The 17,050-nt window shown below is 69.7% G+C and carries 19 protein-coding genes; 2 read left to right on the top strand and 17 right to left on the bottom strand.

Going from position 1 to position 17,050, the window contains the following annotated elements:
- Nucleotides 1-20 precede the first annotated feature (20 nt).
- Nucleotides 21-1,406 carry a cytochrome C gene (locus ACTHJF_RS04720; protein WP_440266094.1) on the bottom strand — a complete coding sequence of 462 codons (1,386 nt, stop codon included), beginning with the start codon at nt 1,404-1,406 and terminating at the stop codon, nt 21-23.
- Between the two features lie 163 nt (nt 1,407-1,569).
- Nucleotides 1,570-2,907, bottom strand: coding sequence for a Xaa-Pro dipeptidase (locus ACTHJF_RS04715; RefSeq protein ID WP_440266093.1), 1,338 nt, complete (start codon nt 2,905-2,907; stop codon nt 1,570-1,572).
- Nucleotides 2,908-3,085: 178 nt separating this feature from the next.
- Here ACTHJF_RS04715 and ACTHJF_RS04710 point away from each other — a divergent pair, with 178 nt between their 5' ends.
- Nucleotides 3,086-3,370, top strand: a complete 285-nt coding sequence (locus ACTHJF_RS04710) for a hypothetical protein (protein WP_440266092.1) — start codon at nt 3,086-3,088, stop codon at nt 3,368-3,370.
- Between the two features lie 19 nt (nt 3,371-3,389).
- Here the strand turns inward: ACTHJF_RS04710 and ACTHJF_RS04705 are convergent, their stop codons facing one another.
- The 14 genes from ACTHJF_RS04705 to ACTHJF_RS04640 all read right to left on the bottom strand — a co-directional run bounded on the left by ACTHJF_RS04705 (nt 3,390) and on the right by ACTHJF_RS04640 (nt 15,640).
- The gene (locus ACTHJF_RS04705) at nt 3,390-3,899 is read right to left on the bottom strand and encodes a DUF6630 family protein (RefSeq protein WP_440266091.1); all 510 of its coding nucleotides are present in this window, start codon (nt 3,897-3,899) and stop codon (nt 3,390-3,392) included.
- Between the two features lie 67 nt (nt 3,900-3,966).
- Nucleotides 3,967-5,640, bottom strand: a complete 1,674-nt coding sequence (locus ACTHJF_RS04700) for a sensor domain-containing diguanylate cyclase (protein WP_440266090.1) — start codon at nt 5,638-5,640, stop codon at nt 3,967-3,969.
- Between the two features lie 88 nt (nt 5,641-5,728).
- The gene (locus tag ACTHJF_RS04695; protein WP_440266089.1) at nt 5,729-7,351 is read right to left on the bottom strand and encodes a carboxylesterase/lipase family protein; all 1,623 of its coding nucleotides are present in this window, start codon (nt 7,349-7,351) and stop codon (nt 5,729-5,731) included.
- 94 nt (nt 7,352-7,445) lie between these two features.
- The gene (locus ACTHJF_RS04690; RefSeq protein WP_440266088.1) at nt 7,446-8,138 is read right to left on the bottom strand and encodes an aspartate/glutamate racemase family protein; all 693 of its coding nucleotides are present in this window, start codon (nt 8,136-8,138) and stop codon (nt 7,446-7,448) included.
- Nucleotides 8,139-8,168: 30 nt separating this feature from the next.
- Nucleotides 8,169-9,797 (bottom strand): MFS transporter, encoded by a 1,629-nt coding sequence (locus tag ACTHJF_RS04685; RefSeq protein WP_440266087.1) that lies wholly within the window; start codon nt 9,795-9,797, stop codon nt 8,169-8,171.
- A gap of 218 nt (nt 9,798-10,015) precedes the next feature.
- The gene (locus ACTHJF_RS04680; RefSeq protein WP_440266086.1) at nt 10,016-10,195 is read right to left on the bottom strand and encodes a hypothetical protein; all 180 of its coding nucleotides are present in this window, start codon (nt 10,193-10,195) and stop codon (nt 10,016-10,018) included.
- 365 nt (nt 10,196-10,560) lie between these two features.
- Nucleotides 10,561-11,079: a GNAT family N-acetyltransferase gene (locus ACTHJF_RS04675; protein WP_440266085.1), complete on the bottom strand. Its 519-nt coding sequence runs from the start codon at nt 11,077-11,079 to the stop codon at nt 10,561-10,563.
- Between the two features lie 111 nt (nt 11,080-11,190).
- Entirely contained in the window at nt 11,191-11,511 is a 321-nt protein-coding gene (locus ACTHJF_RS04670) for a hypothetical protein (protein ID WP_440266084.1), read from the bottom strand.
- 502 nt (nt 11,512-12,013) lie between these two features.
- A complete protein-coding gene (locus ACTHJF_RS04665) occupies nt 12,014-12,367 on the bottom strand; it encodes a UBP-type zinc finger domain-containing protein (RefSeq protein WP_440266083.1) in 354 nt (117 codons plus the stop codon).
- 99 nt (nt 12,368-12,466) lie between these two features.
- Nucleotides 12,467-12,922 (bottom strand): N-acetyltransferase family protein, encoded by a 456-nt coding sequence (locus ACTHJF_RS04660; protein ID WP_440266082.1) that lies wholly within the window; start codon nt 12,920-12,922, stop codon nt 12,467-12,469.
- A 22-nt stretch (nt 12,923-12,944) separates the two neighbouring features.
- Nucleotides 12,945-13,397, bottom strand: coding sequence for a hypothetical protein (locus tag ACTHJF_RS04655; RefSeq protein ID WP_440266081.1), 453 nt, complete (start codon nt 13,395-13,397; stop codon nt 12,945-12,947).
- A 64-nt stretch (nt 13,398-13,461) separates the two neighbouring features.
- Nucleotides 13,462-14,358, bottom strand: coding sequence for a c-type cytochrome (locus ACTHJF_RS04650; protein WP_440266080.1), 897 nt, complete (start codon nt 14,356-14,358; stop codon nt 13,462-13,464).
- A gap of 121 nt (nt 14,359-14,479) precedes the next feature.
- Nucleotides 14,480-14,602, bottom strand: coding sequence for a hypothetical protein (locus ACTHJF_RS04645; RefSeq protein WP_440266079.1), 123 nt, complete (start codon nt 14,600-14,602; stop codon nt 14,480-14,482).
- 114 nt (nt 14,603-14,716) lie between these two features.
- The gene (locus tag ACTHJF_RS04640; RefSeq protein WP_440266078.1) at nt 14,717-15,640 is read right to left on the bottom strand and encodes a M14 family metallopeptidase; all 924 of its coding nucleotides are present in this window, start codon (nt 15,638-15,640) and stop codon (nt 14,717-14,719) included.
- A 150-nt stretch (nt 15,641-15,790) separates the two neighbouring features.
- Between ACTHJF_RS04640 and ACTHJF_RS04635 the strand changes: the two genes are divergently transcribed.
- Entirely contained in the window at nt 15,791-16,303 is a 513-nt protein-coding gene (locus tag ACTHJF_RS04635) for a DUF4405 domain-containing protein (protein WP_440266077.1), read from the top strand.
- Between the two features lie 28 nt (nt 16,304-16,331).
- Here ACTHJF_RS04635 and ACTHJF_RS04630 read toward each other — a convergent pair whose 3' ends face one another.
- Nucleotides 16,332-17,003 (bottom strand): lysostaphin resistance A-like protein, encoded by a 672-nt coding sequence (locus ACTHJF_RS04630; protein ID WP_440266076.1) that lies wholly within the window; start codon nt 17,001-17,003, stop codon nt 16,332-16,334.
- Between the last annotated feature and the right edge of the window lie 47 nt (nt 17,004-17,050).

Genomic DNA, 17,050 nt, shown 5'->3' with positions numbered 1-17,050 from the left:
GGCAGCGGCGGTACGTCGACTCAGATCGCCAGCCACAGGTAGAGGAAGGTCGTGTTGTTGTCGCTGGCGCTGCGGCCGGCGCCATCCACGTTGTGCACGCGGCCGGCAAAGCGGCTGTAGAAGGTGTACTGCAGGCCCACGCGCACGTTGGCCCAGGGCTCCTCCCACGAGTTGGACTGGCCGAACGGATTCCAATCGGCCTCGATCGTGGCGCCGCGGGTGTCCGGCTTGCCCGCGTCTCCGTAGAGCGTCGCATCGCTGCGGCCGTTGTCGGCGAACAGGTCCAGCGTGGCGCCCCAGGTATTGCGGTACCAGTAGCTGCCATCCAGGTTGAGCGCGTCGAGGCGACCGTTGAGGTTGCTTGAACCGCCCGAGGCGTAGGTCGCGTCCAGCTTCTGGCGCTCGTCGACATACAGGGCATTGACGGTGACCAGGTGGTCGCTGCCAAAGGCTCGCTGGTAGCTGGTGTCCACGCCGAGATCGTCGAAGCGATCGGACGGCCCCAGCAGCGCCACCGCCTGACCGGCGGCATTGGCACCCGGCAGGCCACGTCGGGCATGGAGGTAGAACCCGCCCACTTCCAGATCGCCCGCGGTCAGGTTCCAGGTGCGCGACAGGCGTGCGTACGGTGCGGTAGAAGCGAGGCGGCCATCGAAGTCGGCGTTGACCTTGCGCAGGAAGGCCGGCGACAGCGAGCGATAGGCGCCCACTTCGCCGTACCAGGTGCCGTCGAGCTGCAGATAGGCGTTGGCACCGATCACCTGGCCACCCAGGCCGCCAAACAGCATCGGCATCGCCGGGGCACCGGGCGCGAGGTCGGCGGCCATGTACGGGTACTGCCACGCCGGCGCGGTGTTGAATACATCGGTGACCGTGGGGTTGTTGTTGAGCGAGACGCCCCAGATCGCGTTGTGCTTGCCGGCGTTGAAGCTGTTGGCGTAGCGCAGGTCCAGGTTGTCCCAGCCGAGCAGACCGCCGTTCTGCGAGTAGGTGGCCTGGGCGAACACACCCACGTGCTGGCTCAGGCGGCCGGCGAGGAACACCGAGGCCTGCTGCAGCTCGGTGTTGTCGTTGCGGCTGAAGCCGTCGGCGGGCGGATCGACCTGCGCCTTGGCGGTGTGCGTGAACGACTCCACCAGCATCGCCGACAGCGGCACGTTCGCGCCGTTGCCGGTTTTCATGGTGTAGCCCATCAGCTTGAACTGACGACCGAACGCGGTGAGCTGCGGGCCGAAGCCACCGACGTGGCAGGCCGAGCACGGCAGCTGGGTCTGGCGTGCGAACGAGGGCACCGCATCCACCCGGCGCGCGAGCAGGGCCAGGCTCAACGTGCTCAGTGCGATCAGCGTTGCGCCGACTCCGGCGCGACGGGCAGGCGTCCATCGGAACAACGGCAAGACATCCATGGGGATTCCTCCGGCATCGTGCCGCGCCTTGCGGCGACGTTGCGCGGAGGATTGGCGGGCCACGGGCTGCCAGCCTTGATCGCGGTCAAGCGTGACGCACGTTCGCAGCTTCGTGCGGATTTAGGCGCATGGCCGGCGCGGATGCCAGCCATGCGCAAAGCCCTCAGCGCGCCATGCCGTCGGCCTTGTCGACATGGCCGCCCTTCATCACGAAGTCGACGTGCTCGAGCGTGCGGATGTCCTTGAGCGGATCGCCCTTCACCGCCACGAGATCGGCGTACAGGCCCGGCTTGATCGCGCCCACGCGGTCGCGCCAGCCGAGCAGGTCGGCAGCATTCCAGGTGGCGGACTGGATCGCCTGCATCGGCGTCATGCCCCACTCGACCATCTTGGCAAACTGCCGGGCATTCCAGCCGTGCGGATAGACGCCCGCGTCGGTGGCGAAGGCCATCTTCTCGCCGGCCTGCACTGCCTTGCGGAAGTTCTCGCGCTGGGTGCGGCCTACCAGCTTCTCCTTGGCGATCTGCGCCGGCGGCGTGCCGAGCTTGGCGTACTCGGCGAGGATGTAGTCGTCGTTGTAGACGTCGAAGTCGAGGTAGGTGCCGCGCGCCTTGGCCAGCTTCAAGCCCTCGGCGTCGATGAAGCTGCAGTGCTCGACCGAATCCACCCCGGCGCGGATCGCCATGTTGATCGCCTCGGCGCCGTGCGCGTGCGCGGCCACCTTCTTGCCCCAGCGGTGCGCCTCCTCGACGATCGCGTCCATTTCCGCCTGGCTGTACTGCGGCGCGCCCACCGAGGTCTCGTTGCTGAGCACGCCGGCGCTGGCCATGAACTTGATTACGTCGGCGCCGCGCTTGACGTCCTCGCGCACGCGGGCGCGCACCGCGTCGACGCCGTCGGCCACGCCGCTGGGGCCGGCGAAGGTGATGTCCGACGAAAAGCCAGTGTCGTCGTCCGCGTGGCCGCCGGTGGAGCCGATCGGCACCGTGGCCACCAGCATGCGCGGGCCGGAGATCAGCCCGCGGTCGATCGCGTTGCGCAGGGCCACGTCCACGTAGCCCGGCGCGCCCACGTTGCGCACGGTGGTGAAGCCGGCATCGAGCGTGCGCTTGGCGAGCGTCGGTGCGATCACCGCGTCATCGACCACGCCCAGGGTCAGCGCGTCCTGGTAGTAGTTGCCGGTGCCGGTGGTGGGGTCGGAGGTGAGGTGCACGTGCACGTCGATCAGGCCGGGCAGCAAGGTGGCGTCGCCCAGGTCGATCAACCTCGCCCCGGCCGGCGCCGCCTCACCGTCGCGCACCTCGGCGATGCGCTCGCCGCGGACGATCACCACCACCGGACCGCGCACGCGGCCGGACTCGGCGTCGATCCAGTGGGCGGCCTTCACCGCGGTGACTGCCGGCGCCGCGGCGGGCGCGTCCTGGGCAAGGCTTGCCCCGGCGAGGGCGAACGACAGCGCAGCGCACAGCGCGCGGCGGAGGGACGGCAGGCGAACGGTCATCGGCGACTCCAGACGGGAAGGACCCGGCGACTCTACCGGCGGCCGCGCTGCCGCGCATGGCGACTTTTGCAGCCCCCATCCGACCGCGCCGCCGGCGGCCTCAGCGGGAACGCAGCGCTCTGCGGAAAGCGCCGACGGGACCCACGCTACACTGCGCGCCCCACTGTGGAGACCGCCCATGGCCGAGCGCACCCTCGATCGTCACCACGTCCGCTCCGGCGCGACGCGCGAAGGCTCGCGCTACACCGCGTGGCTCGCGGTGACGCCGCTCGCGGGCGGCTTTCCCAGCTACTTCGCGATCTGCGAGAACCGCAGCTTCCGCGAGCAGGACGTCGCCGAGGCTGCGGCGGCGAAGGCGCTTGCCGACTTGCTCGGGCTGGAGGAAGACGGCACCCCAGTGTTCCCCGAGGGCTATACCGGCTTCGACGACGACGCGGCGGCCGATGACGCCAGCGCGAGCTGACGGGCTCGCTTCAACCCACTCAGCCGGCCTCGCTGGCCAGCCGCAGGTTGATGCCCAGCGCCGTAGCCACCTCGCGCAGCGGTTCGGCATCGCGGCTCAGGGTGATCCAGCCGGCGCTGCCCGCGCTGGCGCTCTCGTAGATCCACACGGTGTAGCCGTGTTCGAGCAGACGGTCGTAGGCGGTGGCGAGCAGGTCGGCGCTGTCGCGCTCGTCGAAGAACTCCTCGTCGTCGGGATCGCCGTCCCAGTCGATCGCCAGGTTCCAGCGCGCGGCCAGCTCGTTGAGCGCCTGTACCAGGGTGGGCGCATCGTCGGCGCAAAACCCCGAGGTCCAGTCGATCACTTCGGCGACGGTTTCCAGCGGATCGGTACCGTCACCGGATTCGGCCTGCACGTCACGCCAGGCGGCGAACTGGCGCAGCGCGGTGTCTTCGTCGCCGGGGTTGATCAGCATCAGCAGTTGCCATACCCGCGCCTCGAGCGAATCGTCGGCCTCGTCGGCAAAGTCGTCGTCGTCGAAATCGTGCATGGGTGTGGTCCAGTAGCGCAGCGGGGACGCGCATGGTGGCGCGAACGCGCGCGCCGGGGAAGCCGGCTCAGCCGCGGTCGGCAGCGCGGCGCGCGTAGAGCCGGCGATCGGCCTCGGCCAGCCCCTCGTCCAGCGAAATGCCCGCACCGAAGGTGGCCGAGCCCAGCGTGAAGGCGATCGGCGCCGTCGCTCGGCTGGCGTCGAGGCGGCCGAGCACCTCGGCGATGGTCGCCTCGTCGGCATTGCGCAGCAACAGTAGAAACTCGTCGCCGCCCAGCCGCACCACCGCATCGCGGTCGCGCAGGTGGCGCTGCAGAAAGCGCGCCATGTCCACCAGCACTTCGTCGCCGCGCTGGTGGCCGTAGGTGTCGTTGACCTGCTTGAAGTGGTCCAGATCCACCGTGATGCAGCCCCAGCGGCGATCCGGCTCGGCCTCCAGCTCGTTGAGATAGCGCCGGTTGAAGCAGCCGGTGAGCGGATCGCGCACGGTGAGGTTGCGCAGCTGGCGCTCCATCCGGAACCGCTCGGTGATGTCCTGCGCGTGCCCGAGGATGTACGGATCATCCGATTCGTCGTCGAGCACGTTCTGGTACTGCCACATGTGGCGGCTGCCGTCCTTGGCGATCAGTTCGAGCACGCCGGCATCGGTGCCGGTGGTGATGATGCGCAGCAGGTAATCGCGAAACCCCTGCTGACGTTCCGGCGGCACGAAATCGGCGAGCGAGCGGCCCAGCAGCTCTCCGACCGAGTAGCCCAGCGCGCGCGCGGCCGCTGGATTCACCGACAGCAGCACGCCTTCGTGGTCGTGCGTGCAGATCAGGCCCAGGCTGTACTGGAACAGCTGGCGAAAGCGCCGCTCGCTGGTCTCCAGGGCGTTGACGACGTGGCGGCGGATGCTGATGTCCTGCACTGCGCCGACCAGCCGGTAAGGCTGGCCGTCCTCGCCGAAATCGACGCTGCCCAGGGCGCGCACCCAGATGCTGCGGCCGCCGGCGGTGATCAGCGGCAGCTCCAGATCCCAGCTGCCGCCTTCGCTGCGCGCGCGATCGATTGCCCCGCGCAGGCGCACCCGCGCCTCGGGCGGATAGAAGCCCAGCGCCTCCTCCAGGGTCGGCCGATAGCCCGGCGCCAACTCGTGCAGGCGGCAGGTTTCGTCGGTCCAGGTGAGCTCGTTGGTGGTGAGGTCGAGCATCCAGCCGCCCACGCTGGCGAGCTGGCCGATGCGATCGAGCAGCGCCTCGCGGCGCAGCGAGCCCAGGCGCATCTCCAGCGCCTGCGCGGCGGCGCGGGCGAGCGCGCGCAACACGTCGCGCTGTCCTTCGGAGAGCATGCGCGGCTTGCGGTCCAGCGCGCACAGCGCGCCCATGCACAGGCCGTCGCTGAGGGTGATCGGTGCGCCCACGTAGAAGCGGATGCCGTCATCGCAGGTCACCGCCGGGTTGCTGGCGAAGCGCTCGTCGCGCCGCGCATCGGGCACCTCCAGCAGGTCGCTCGCCACGATGGTGTGCGAACAGAACGCCACCTCGCGCGGATCGCTCTTGCCTGTCTCCAGGCCGACACTGGCCTTGGTCCACTGGCGATGCGCGTCGATCAGGTTCACGGCAGCCATCGGCGCGCCGATCGCCAGGGCTGCCGCCTCGGCCAGCCCGTCGAACAAGGGCTCGGGCACGGTATCGAGCACCGACAGGTTGCGCAGGCGGGCGACGCGCTGCAGTTCGTTGTCCGGCAGGGGCACAGGCATGGCGGGTTATCCGTCGCTGTCGTCTGCGGAATTTTCCATGCGCCTGCCTGAGCACAACGTGATGCAGCCCGCGCGCATGACCGCTACCTCACAGCGGGCTTTGATGACCGGCCAGGAACTCGCGCAGGAACGCCTGCCGCGCGGCGCCGCGATCGATCTCGGTGCGGGTATCGGCATCGATGGTCTGGCGGGTGATGCCGCCGTGCTCGTCGCGCACCGCCGGCCACGCCGGCAACCCGGCCTGGTTGGGATCGCCGCTGCGCACGAACTGGGCGAAGTAATCCTGCATGGTGCGCGAGACGGCGCGGTCGACCGGCGTCCAGGCATACACCCGGTTGCCGTCGAGGTTGCCCAGCGCGTACTCGATCTCGCCACTGTGCACCGCGCCGGTGTCCGGCTGCTCGCCCGGCGCGGGATCGCGCTTGGCCGGGCGCGGATGCGCGTAGTAGTAGAAGTACACGCTCTGGCCGCCGGTATGCCGATGCAGGTCCATCCAGCGCCAGGTGCTGTGTGCGATGAACAGGTCGCCCGCCAGCGCGGTGGCCGAGCGCTTCACCTCCTCGGCAGTGGCACCGGGATACAGTCGCAGTGCCTCGTCCGCGCGGTCGCCGAACAGGGTGCCGAGCGCGGCGCGGTAGTTGCCCGGCGTGGGCGGGCGATCGTGCAGGATGGCCGGATAGAACCCTTCCTGCGAATTGGCGCCCACGAGCAGCGGCACTTTCGCCTGGTCGCCGTGCGCGAAGGTCTCGGCGGGCGCTTCGGTGAGGAACAGGCCGTCGATGTCGGGGGCGAAGTCGAACGCCGGCTTGGTCTGCGGATCGGTCGCCTGTAGCAACACCGGCGCCGGCAGCGCGCGCAGCGCATCGAGCGAGTCGGCGTGCAGTTGCGCCATGAACGCCGTGCCGGTGGCTTCGGCGGCCGCATGCGATTGCGGGGCGATCGGGGCAATCAGCGCACCGCTCTCGCCGATCGCTCCGGCAATCAACGAGCGGCTGAGCGGCGAGGCCATCAGCGCGCTGACCGAGATCGAGCCGGCCGACTCGCCGGCGATGGTGATGTGCGCCGGATCGCCGCCGAAGCGCGCGATGTTGTCGCGCACCCAGCGCAGCGCCGCCGCCTGGTCGAGCAGGCCGTAGTTGCCGCTGGCGTGCTTCGGCGATTCGGCCGAAAGCGCCGGCGCGGCGAGAAAGCCGAACACGCCCAGGCGATAGTTCACGCTGACCGTGACCAGCCCCTTCGTGGCCATGCTGGCGCCGTCGTAGCGCGGCTCCGATCCATCACCGGCCACGTAGCCGCCACCGTAGAAATACACCAGCACCGGGCGCTTGGCCGGCGCCGGCGCGGCCGGTGTCCACACGTTGAGATACAGGCAGTCCTCACTCATGCCACGCGAGCGGAACACCATGTCGCCGAACAGCGGCAGCTGCATGCAGCGCGGGCCGAAGGCGGTCGCCTCGCGCGGCTTCTGCCAGCTCGCCGCCGGCTGCGGCGGCTTCCAGCGCAGCGGACCGAGCGGCGGCGCGGCATACGGGATGCCCAGGAACTCGTGCAGCGCCACGCCGTCGACGGCCGCGGCCTTGCCGACCAGGGTGCCCGCAGCTACCGCTACCCGCGGCGCGGCGTCCTGCGCGCTGGCCGCACCAGCGGCTGCCAGTGCGAACAGCGCCGCGGCGAGCCGGGCAAGACGGTGCATGGAAACGGGGGAGGACATGGCGCAGGCTCCGGCGGCAACGAAGCGCCAAGCCTAGACCAGCCGCGGCAGGTCGGCCACGTGTCCATGAGCGGCAGGCGCACCCCCGCGCCGATCAGTCGGCCAGTGCCGCCTCCACCGCTGCCAGCGCGTGCAGGCGGGTGGTGTCGAACTGCGGTACGGCGGCGTCGCCTGCATCCACCAGCAGACCGATCTCGGTGCAGCCCAGGATGATGCCGCCGACGCCACGGGCGACCAGATCAGCCATCACACGGCGGAACACCCGGCGCGAGGCATCCTCGAATCGCCCCTGGCACAGCTCGGCATAGATCACACGATGGATCTCGTCGCGATCGGCCGGCGGCGGCACCAGCACTTCGAGTCCGTGCGAGGCGAGGCGGTCGACATAGAAACCCTGCTCCATCGTGAAGCGCGTACCGAGCAGGCCGACCCGTGCGATGCCCGCGGCGCGGACCGCCTGCGCGGTGGCATCGGTCACGTGCAGCAGCGGGATGTCGATGGCCGCCTCGATCGCCGGCGCCACCTTGTGCATGGTGTTTGCACCGATCAGCAGCAACCCGGCACCGGCCATCTGCAGGCCGCGTGCGGCCTGCGCCAGGTGGGCACCGGCCGCATCCCAGTCGCCGGCGCGCTGGCAGGCCTCGATCTGCGCGAAGTCGACGCTGTGCAGCAGCAGCTTCGCCGAATGCAGCCCGCCCAGGCGCTGCTTCACTGCCTCGTTGATCAGGCGGTAGTACGGGATGGTGGATTCCCAGCTCATGCCGCCGAGCAGGCCGATCGTCTTCATGGTTGCCTCGTGCGCCGCGACACGCGGCGCTCAGTCGTGTCGCCGGGGATCGACGGCCATGGCCGTCTGGATGTCTTCCAGCGCCAGCCCGCGCGTCTCGATGCCGGTCCGCAGCAGCATTACCGCCGCGGCCATCATCGGCAGCGCGATCAACGCCGCCGCCAGCGCCATGTGCTCGAAGAAACCCAGCACGCCCAGGCCGGCGCCGAGGATGCCGCCGAACTTCGAGCTGGCTGCGATCACTCCCGAGCCGGTACCGCGCAGGTGCACCGGATAAATCTCGGCGGCATAGGGAATCAGCATAGCGATCACTCCGCTCACGCTCACCAGCAGCGCCGCGGTCGCCACCGTGGTGAGCAGCGCCGAATGCAGGCCGAGCAGCACCATTGCCACGAAGGCCAGCAGCGCCGCCGCGGTGGATGCGATGAACAGCACCAGCGAGCGCACGCTGCTCCAGCGGTGATACAGCCACACCACCATGCCGATGCCGGGCAGCGCGATGAACGCCGAGCGGGTCAGCAGCGCGCTGGCTCCCGCCGGGTCGACCCCAAGCTTGACCAGGTTCACCGGCAGCCACAGCAGGAATCCAAAATTCGCCAGCCCCCAGGCGGTACCGCACACCACCAGGCCCCAGCTGATCGCCGCGTGCCGGCCGCGCAGCAGCTGGCGCAGCCCGGCCACGGGGTGTTGCTCGTCCACCACGGGGGCGCCCGGATGCGTGGCGTCGTCGGTCTCGATCGCCTGCGCGCCAGTCCCGGCGAAGCGCCGCAGCACGGCACGCGCCGCGTCCTCCATGCCGGCGCTGGAAAGGAAACGCGGCGACTCGGGGATCCAGCGGTTGAGCAGCACGATCAGCGCGCCGGTGGGCAAGCCCAGCAGCCACAGCACGCGCCAGCTGAAAAGCGGCTCCAGCAGTGCCGCAGCGCCGGCCGCCAGCAGGTAGCCGGCCGAGGTGCCGATGCCGCCCAGCGCCACCAGCAGCCAGCCGCGATGGGCCGCGGGAACCGCCTCGGCCATCAGGGTGAAGGTGATCGGCAACAAGCCACCGGCCGAGGCGCCCATCAGGAAGCACATCACCAGGTTCCAGCCGAATGATGGCATGGCGCCGCAGATCGCCGTACCCATGAACATCAGCGCCGACAGCAGGATCGCCGCGCGCCGGCCCAGCACATCGGCGATGCGCCCCCACAGCACCGAGCCGACCGTGGTGCCGGTGAGCGCCACCAGCGCCAGGAATGCCCCGCTCTCCTTGCTGATCGCGTACTCGCGCGTCATTCCGGGCATCACAAAGCCCAGCGTCGCCGGCTTCATCACGTCCACCGCCAGTGCCACCACCAGCACCAGGACGAGCGTCCAGTGCTCGCGGTTCAGCGGCACGCCGTCGGCAAGATGGAAATACGCGTGGCTGCGGGCACCGTGCAGCGTGCGCCGCACCTGATCGATCCGCGGCGCCAGGCCGTAGGCCGCCAGCGCCAGCCCCAGCGGAATCATCGCCATGCCCACCAGCATCGTAGGCGTCATCGGCATACCCGCCAGCTGGTAGTGCATGGGCGCCCCCATCAGGAACATCGGCACGTGCGCCAGCACGCCGGCCACCAGCAGAACGCAGCCTGCCCAGAACGCCAGCGGGTGATGGAACGAGATACCGTCGGCGCGCATGCCGGGAACCGTGAAGGGAGTAGCCGAAAAGGCTAGCAGAGCGCGGCCTCGCCCACCGCCGTCACGGACAAAAGAAAAGGCCCCGGGAGCAGGGCCTGAAGGGGGTGGAACGTCCGGGGCGCAGCGGGCACGACAGGGCTGCGGACGCGCGCCCCGGACAGAACTAGCCTAGGACGCCTCGCGGTCATTTTCCCTAGGAATCATTCGGAGCCGCCGGCTCACCGGGTCGCCGACACGTGATCGAGCGACCAGCGCTGCAGCTTGGCATGCAGGTCGGCGATCAGCGCCTCGGCGACGAACGCGTCGGCATCGCGCAGCGTGCCGAAACGCATCACCGGCTCCTCGCTGTCCGTGTCGTAGACCACGAATCCATCTCGGTTGGTGCGCACATCGAGCATGAAGGCCGCTCCAGGCAAGAGAAAAGGCGCCCGGGGAGCGGGCGCCAAAAAGCCGGGCAATCGGGGGCGGCTGCCCGGCCATGAAGCACCCCGTCCGTCGGTTCCGCCTGACATTCCGAGTCGGTCACTTGCGCCAGACATCCGGCCGGTTTGGTCCGGACTCGCGGGGTCCAGCCAGCATGCGCGCCTCGCCCCGCCGCTCCCATCAGCTGGGAACGGACGCCGCTGTAGGCCCTTTCCGACGCGCTGCGGCCCTCGATGGACGTCCCTCCCCGCCCTGGGCTGACAGCAAACCAATCGCCATGCCGCCGTCCCGGCCCCCCCCCATTCAGGCAAGCGCGCCGGCCTGGTCCGGGGGAAAGCGCCTACCGATCACTGGCCCGCGACAGCGGTGTGTCCTTGGCGATCTCCAGCACCTGCAGTGAGACCTGCTTGCCGCCTTCCAGCGTCTGCGTGCCCACCTCGCGGAAGCCGAGCGCTGCGTGGAAGCGGGCCGAGGCGGGATTGGGCGGGACCGTATCGAACTCACACACCAGCACCGGCAGGCCCTGCTCGCGGGCATGGCGAAAGGCGTCGCGATAGAGCGCCCGTCCCGCCCCCGTACCCTGCGCCGAGGCCGCCACCACGATGCGGTCCACGTAGAGGAATTGCCGGTAGCGCGCGGCAAACCAGCGGTAGTTCGGACTGTCGTAGGCCGCGCCTTCGCGCAAGGTGAGCAGGAACGCGATCACCTCGCCATCGCGATCGATCACCCGATGCTGCGCGGTCTGGCCATACAGGTGGGCCAGACGAGCCTCGTCCAGCGGGCTGAGCACCGCCACGAACGCGTGATTGAGCGCGAGGATGGCGGGAAAGTCCGCTGGCGTGGCATCGCGGAGCTGCATGCGCATTCGGGGAACCGACACGGCGAGAACGAAGAACGCCGATTCTGCCGCAAGCCCGCGGCGGTGGTGTTCCAGCCGGCCTGGCAATTCGAGCGGTGGCACCAGCGAACACTAACGACCTGCCGCCACCGACCGCGCCCGTGGGCCATCGACATCGAGGGCGCGCAGCCCGCGCACCGTGAGCAGCACGCCGAGCAGCGCCGCAGCGGTAACCGCATGCACCAGCCAAGGGGCGCCGGCCACCATCCGATCCCACACGCCCGCGTGTAGGAAATGATTGCCCAGCAGCACGCCCGGCCCGGTGATCGCCATGGCGATCAGCATCAGCGCCACGTAGGTCGCCACCCGTGCGCGCAGACCGGCGGTGGACGCCAGGCCACCAGCATCGCCGTGCCGGCCGGTAGCGCGACGATCGCCAGCGTGAGTACGCATGCGATCGCTCCGGTGTCGGTGCCGAGCAGTCGATGGACGACCTGCCACTCATCCCCATGACCACTGGCGGCGGTGATGATGCGGGCCAGCGGATTGGCTGCCGCGATCACGGCCAGCGCCCACGCACGGTGCCCACCACCGCGCATGCAGCCAGCGATATCGAGTGCCATCAGCAGATACGAAAGCACCGGACCGGACGCCGTTGGCAAAAGGCTGGAGCAGCCGGCGATCGACCAGCTGCCGAAATCGCGCATCGCCCAGCTGCCGCAGGCAAGGCGGCCGGTGACGGTGCCAGCTCGTGCGCTTCGTGGGCGAGCACCACCAGCGGCAACAGCACCAGCCACCACCGCCAGGAAATGGAGACCAGCCGCCTGGCCGGCGCTGCGCGCATGTCCATCACGCCGCCTCCGCATGGGAAGCACACGCAGATACGCCACGCCGGCCGGCGGTTGCATGACGCTCTCCCGCGTCACCGCGAGAAGAAGGCGGCGCCGCGCAACCGTCAGCCGTTGAGCTGGGATTCCCAGTCGTCCGGGACCCGACCGGCCGGCCCCGGCACGGGCTGGTCACGCGGATGGGCGTGCGGCGGCGCCAGCCGCGGGCCGTCGAGGAAGCCATCGCTGCGGTAGTCGTAGAACCAGTCTTCGTCGGGCTCGAAACTGGCGATCACCGGATGGCCGGTGGCGTGGTAGTGCGCGGTGGCGTGCTGGTTGGGCGAGGTGTCGCAGCAGCCGATGTGACCGCATTGCGCGCAGCGGCGCAGGTGCAGCCACCACTGGCCGCTGGCCAGGCACTCGGCGCAACCGGTGCCGCTGGGTGGCACGGAGGGATCGATCACGTCATCGTGGCGGGTCATGGCTGGGCGCTCCGTGGTTGCCGGTCGAGTGGCTCGCGGATCGTCGCACGTCCCGCACCCGGGCTGCCTGAAGCACGCCGTGCAGGTCGATGCCCGGCGCTACACGTCGTTCGCGTAGACGATGAAGCCGGCGTGCGCGGCAAGGCGGTCGTAAAGCGCGCGTGCAACAACGTTGCCGGCTTGGGTCTGCCAATACACGCGGCGCACCCCGGCGGCACGTGCGTGTGCGTAGACGTGCTCGATCAGCGCGCGCGCAATGCCCTGCCCGCGCGCCGTTTCGGCGGTGAATAGATCCTGCAGGTAGCAGACCGGCTCGATCCGCGTAGTGCTGCGATGATGAAGAAAGTGCACTAGGCCGCACAGCACGCCGTCGACTTCAGCCACACCGGCGAACATCGGCTCGGCCGGATCGAGGAAGCGTTGCCAGCTCGCGCGAGTGATCGCCGGATCGAGCGCGGTGGTGCCGTGCCGGCCGTAGAACGCGTTGTAGCCGTTCCACAGCGGCAGCCACCGCTCGAAGTCGGCGGCGCCGGCGGGACGGATGAGGATGGGCACGATCAGCGCCTGCGCAGGCCGGTCACAGCAGCTGGATCCGCGTCGCGTCGGTCACCAGCACGTGGGTCTGGTAGTAGTACTTGCCGCTGGGTCGGCCGTCGGCGAGGAAGTCGATACGCATGCGCTTGGCCCAGCCCGCCACCCGGATGCGTCGTCCGCGCAGCACGTGCTCCGGCTCGCCATGCAGCCGTTCGGCCAGCGCCTCGGTCGCCGCCGTCAGCACCACGACCGTGAGGTCGCGCTGATCGCGATAGTCGCGCTCGGAGTTGAGGTACCGCGGGACGGGACGTGCCGTCGCCTGCACGGTGAGCGCGAACACCCCGGATACCCCGCGCGGCGCGGCCACTGCCGCGAGCGGCACGGCCTGCGAAGGATCGATCCAGCGCGCGTCGGAGGTGATGCGCGGGTCCGTAGCACAACCGCCGAGCGCGGCGAACAGGGCGGCGAGCAACCATCCGTGGCGTCGAAACGACATCGCTTGCATCCCGGCAATGAAGGGTGCGCGGATCATGCCAGAGCGACGGCGCAGGAACCTGCGATCACCGCCCGCCGCGCGGCTTCGCCGGCACGCTCTGGAAATACGCGTACAACGCGCCGATCTCTTCGTCGCTGAGGTGGCGGGTTTCCCGCACCGGCATGAAATCGGTCTTGAGCCTGCGGCCGTCCTTGGAGATGCCCTCGCGCAGCGCGCGACGCAGGTCGGCTTCGCCCCAGCCAGCCAGACCGCTGGCATGCGGCGTGAGGTTGGCGGCATCGGGCCAGTTCGGCGGCGTGCCGGGGATGTGGCCGCCGGACAGCCCCGCACCGTGGCAGCCTTTGCATGAGCTGGCGAGGTAGGCGCCGTACGCCGGCGTGGTGCCGGGGCTCGGCTGCGCCGGCCGGGCCTGGTGATCGACCACTTCGGCCGGCAGCAGGGGCACCTTGCCGGCCAGGAACAGCGCACGCCCCAGTGGGCCAACCCGGTTCGGCGGCAGCGTGCGATCCACCGCCGGCACGCTGTGCAGATAAGCGAGCAGATCGCCCATGTCACCCTCGCTCAGAGCGTTGAACTCCTGCGAGGGCATGAACAACAGCGAGCGACCGTTGGGCGCCACGCCGTGACGGATCGCGCGCACCCGGTCGAGGTCGCTGCGCGCGATCCCGCCCCGCCCCGAGGTGAGGTTGGCGCCGGACAGCCGCGCCATCACCGGAGCGTCGATGAAGGTGGCGCCGCCGAGGTCCGGCCCGTGGCAGCCCTTGCATCCGCGAATGGTGGCCAGGTGGTCGCCGCGGGCGACCGCCGTCGCATCGCTCGGCACCACCGGTACGCTGGCCTGCACGTCCCACACGCGGCGCATGCGCCATTCGCTCATCGCATACACCGTGGCCAGCGCGGCCACGAGCAGCATCACTACGCCGGCCGCCAGGCGGCCGAGCCGTTTCATCGTCGTACGCATGGCCGCTCCCCAGGGCACCCGTCGTGGCGCAGGAGCTTACGCCGGAGGGCGGGCCGCGCCATGTGCCGCCGGTGCGAATGACCTCCGGCACGTACCGCAGCGGCACCCCGGAGCGCACCGGCTACTCCAGATCGTCCACCCGATGCTGCACCCGGCGCTTCCAGTCCGGATTCCGCTCGCGCGCCACAATGTCACGCCGCGCCAGCAGGACCACGATGGCGCGGCTGATGCTGGCGATCGACACAGCGCGACCAGCAGCGGACTGGCGCGGCAGTCAGACGCTCATCGCCGCCGACCAGCCCGCCGCGCTCGGTCCGCATCGCGACGGCCTGGCGGCATCATGGATAACACTGCTCGGTCAGCCCGCTGCCAGGGCGAAGTCGATCGCCGCGCACACCGCCGCCACCTGGGCGTCGTTGCATTGCGCAGGGGTGGCGCGCGGGCTGTCGGGGTAGACCTCGGTAGTACTGGTGTAGCGCGCGTGGGTAATGCCCGCGCACAGGCCGAGTTTCTTCAGCGGATACTGGATCACACCGGGGCCGACTACCGGCGAGCCGATGATCTCGCCCTTGGCGTCGGCGGGCGCGATGTGGGTCACCTTCGCCACCGCCTCGATGATCGCCTGCTGGAACTCAGGCTGCGGGTTCTCGGTGTCGTCCACCAGGTAGAAGCCATCGGGGATCTCGCCCGGCTCGTACGCCACGCCGTCGCGGGCGGCCAGCGCCGGGCGGAATTCCGACTCGTCGCTGTCGGTGGTCTCGTGCAGGTCGATGTGCAGCCGGGCGCTGTCGCGATATGGCGCCAGCAGCTTCCACAGCGCAGCCGATTCGCCCGACGAGCTGTCGGCACGGAAAGAACGGTTGGGATCGATCGCGTCGGGGTTCCAGCGGTGGATGCGCTCGTACGCCCACGGGCTCACGCACGGCACCACCAGCAGGTTGGCCCGCCCGGCGTAACGCGCGGCCTCGTGCTGGAGGAACTGCAGCGCGCCGTGCACGCCGCTGGTTTCGTAGCCGTGCACGCCGCCGGTGATCACCGCAATGGGCAGTTCGGCGCGCCAGTCGCGGCTGCGCACGACGTGCAGCGCGAAATGTTCTGCGGCGTAGTCGAGCTGACCGTATTCGCTCACGTCGAACCGACTGCGCAAGCGCTCGATCACCGCCAGCACGTCGTCGGCGTAGCTGCGCTGACGGATCTGCCGGGCGCGCCAGGCGGACACTTCGGCGGGGCCCCAGGCCACGCCGGGCGTGCCGATCGGGTAGGCGGTCGAGATGGCGCTCATGGGCAGATACTCCGGGCGAAAGTCCTTGACTGTAGCACCGGCCTGGCGGGCAGTCGCCGCGACGCGTGCCATGCCGTCTTGCCGATTTAAATGCGAATAACTATCATTTGCTAGGCGCCTTGCCGCACTCGCCAGCAAAGGATTTTCGCGTTGAAGCACTTCATGCACCGCTACGGCACACCGCTCACCGCCGGCCTGTTCGCCGTCTCCGCCGTCTCGGGCGTGGCGCTGTTCTTCCATTGGTCCTCGGCCACGTTCCACCGCATGCACGAATGGCTGAGCATGCTGCTGCTGGCGCCGTTCGCGCTGCATATGGTGAAGAACTGGAAGCCCTTGCTGGCCTACGCCAAGCGCCGCACGCTGATGATTCCGCTGGCGCTGTCGCTGGTGGTGGCGGTGCCGTTCGCCTTCACCGCGGGCAAGGGCCGCGCCGGCAATCCGGCGTTCCAGACGCTCGCGCTGATGACACGAGCGACGCTGGAGGATCTGGCGCCGATCCTCAAGGTCCCGCCGCAGGATCTGCTCAAGCAGCTGCAGACCCGCGGCTACAAGGCAAGCTCCACCCGCGATACACCGAGCGACATCGCCACCGCCTCGGCGGTGCCGGCGAACGAGGTGCTGTTCGCGCTGATGCCGGCGGCCAAGCCCGCCCGACGCGACTGAACCGCGCGCCGGCGCACGACACGGACGCCTACAGGTAACCCCAGCGCATCAGCGTAAAGGCCGTCATGTCGGCGCAGGCGTGGAAGCTGATCACCACCCACAGGTTCCGCGACCAGCGCTGCCGCACGGCTGCAGCGAAGAGTGCGAACACCAGCGCATTGGCCACGCCGAACGCGCCAAGCTGCAGGTGATACGCGGCAAAGACCAGTGCGGTCAGTGCGACGGCCCATGCCGGGCGCGTGGGTACGCGCGGCAGATGCCGCATCAGCATCGTGTGGAGAAACCCGCGGAACACCAGCTCCTCGTAGAACCCACCGATCACCCATGCCAGCACCAGGGCCAGCACGTAACCGGAGAGATGCGCGCGCACGAAGGCAAAGTCGCTCAGGTCCGGGCGCTCGCCCAGCACGTGGGCGAGCAGCGGGCCGATCAGCTGGACATTGATGGCCGCGTAGGCCAGGCCGAGCACCGCGCCGATCAGCAACGGCACGGCCCGGAAGCCCTGCCAGCGAAAACCCGTATCGGCGAACCGCAGCCGCTGCAGCCGCAGCATGGCCGCGCACAGGCCAAGCCCCAGCCATGGATAGAGGAACATCGGCACGCCCAGATGCGGCACGATCAACACTGCCGCGGTGCCGACCAGGACCATCGCGCCCTGTCGCAGCGACGGTGCCGGCGTCGATGGCGAGGCGCTGTCCAAGTGAGTCCCTCCCCTCGTCATGGGCTCCGCGCCGGGCGCGTTGCGGC

Source organism: Dyella sp. (genome assembly GCF_051962475.1).
In the GTDB taxonomy this organism is placed as follows: domain Bacteria; phylum Pseudomonadota; class Gammaproteobacteria; order Xanthomonadales; family Rhodanobacteraceae; genus Dyella_A.
Note: the sequence above shows the minus strand (reverse complement) of the source record. Positions and strands in the feature narration are given on the sequence as shown.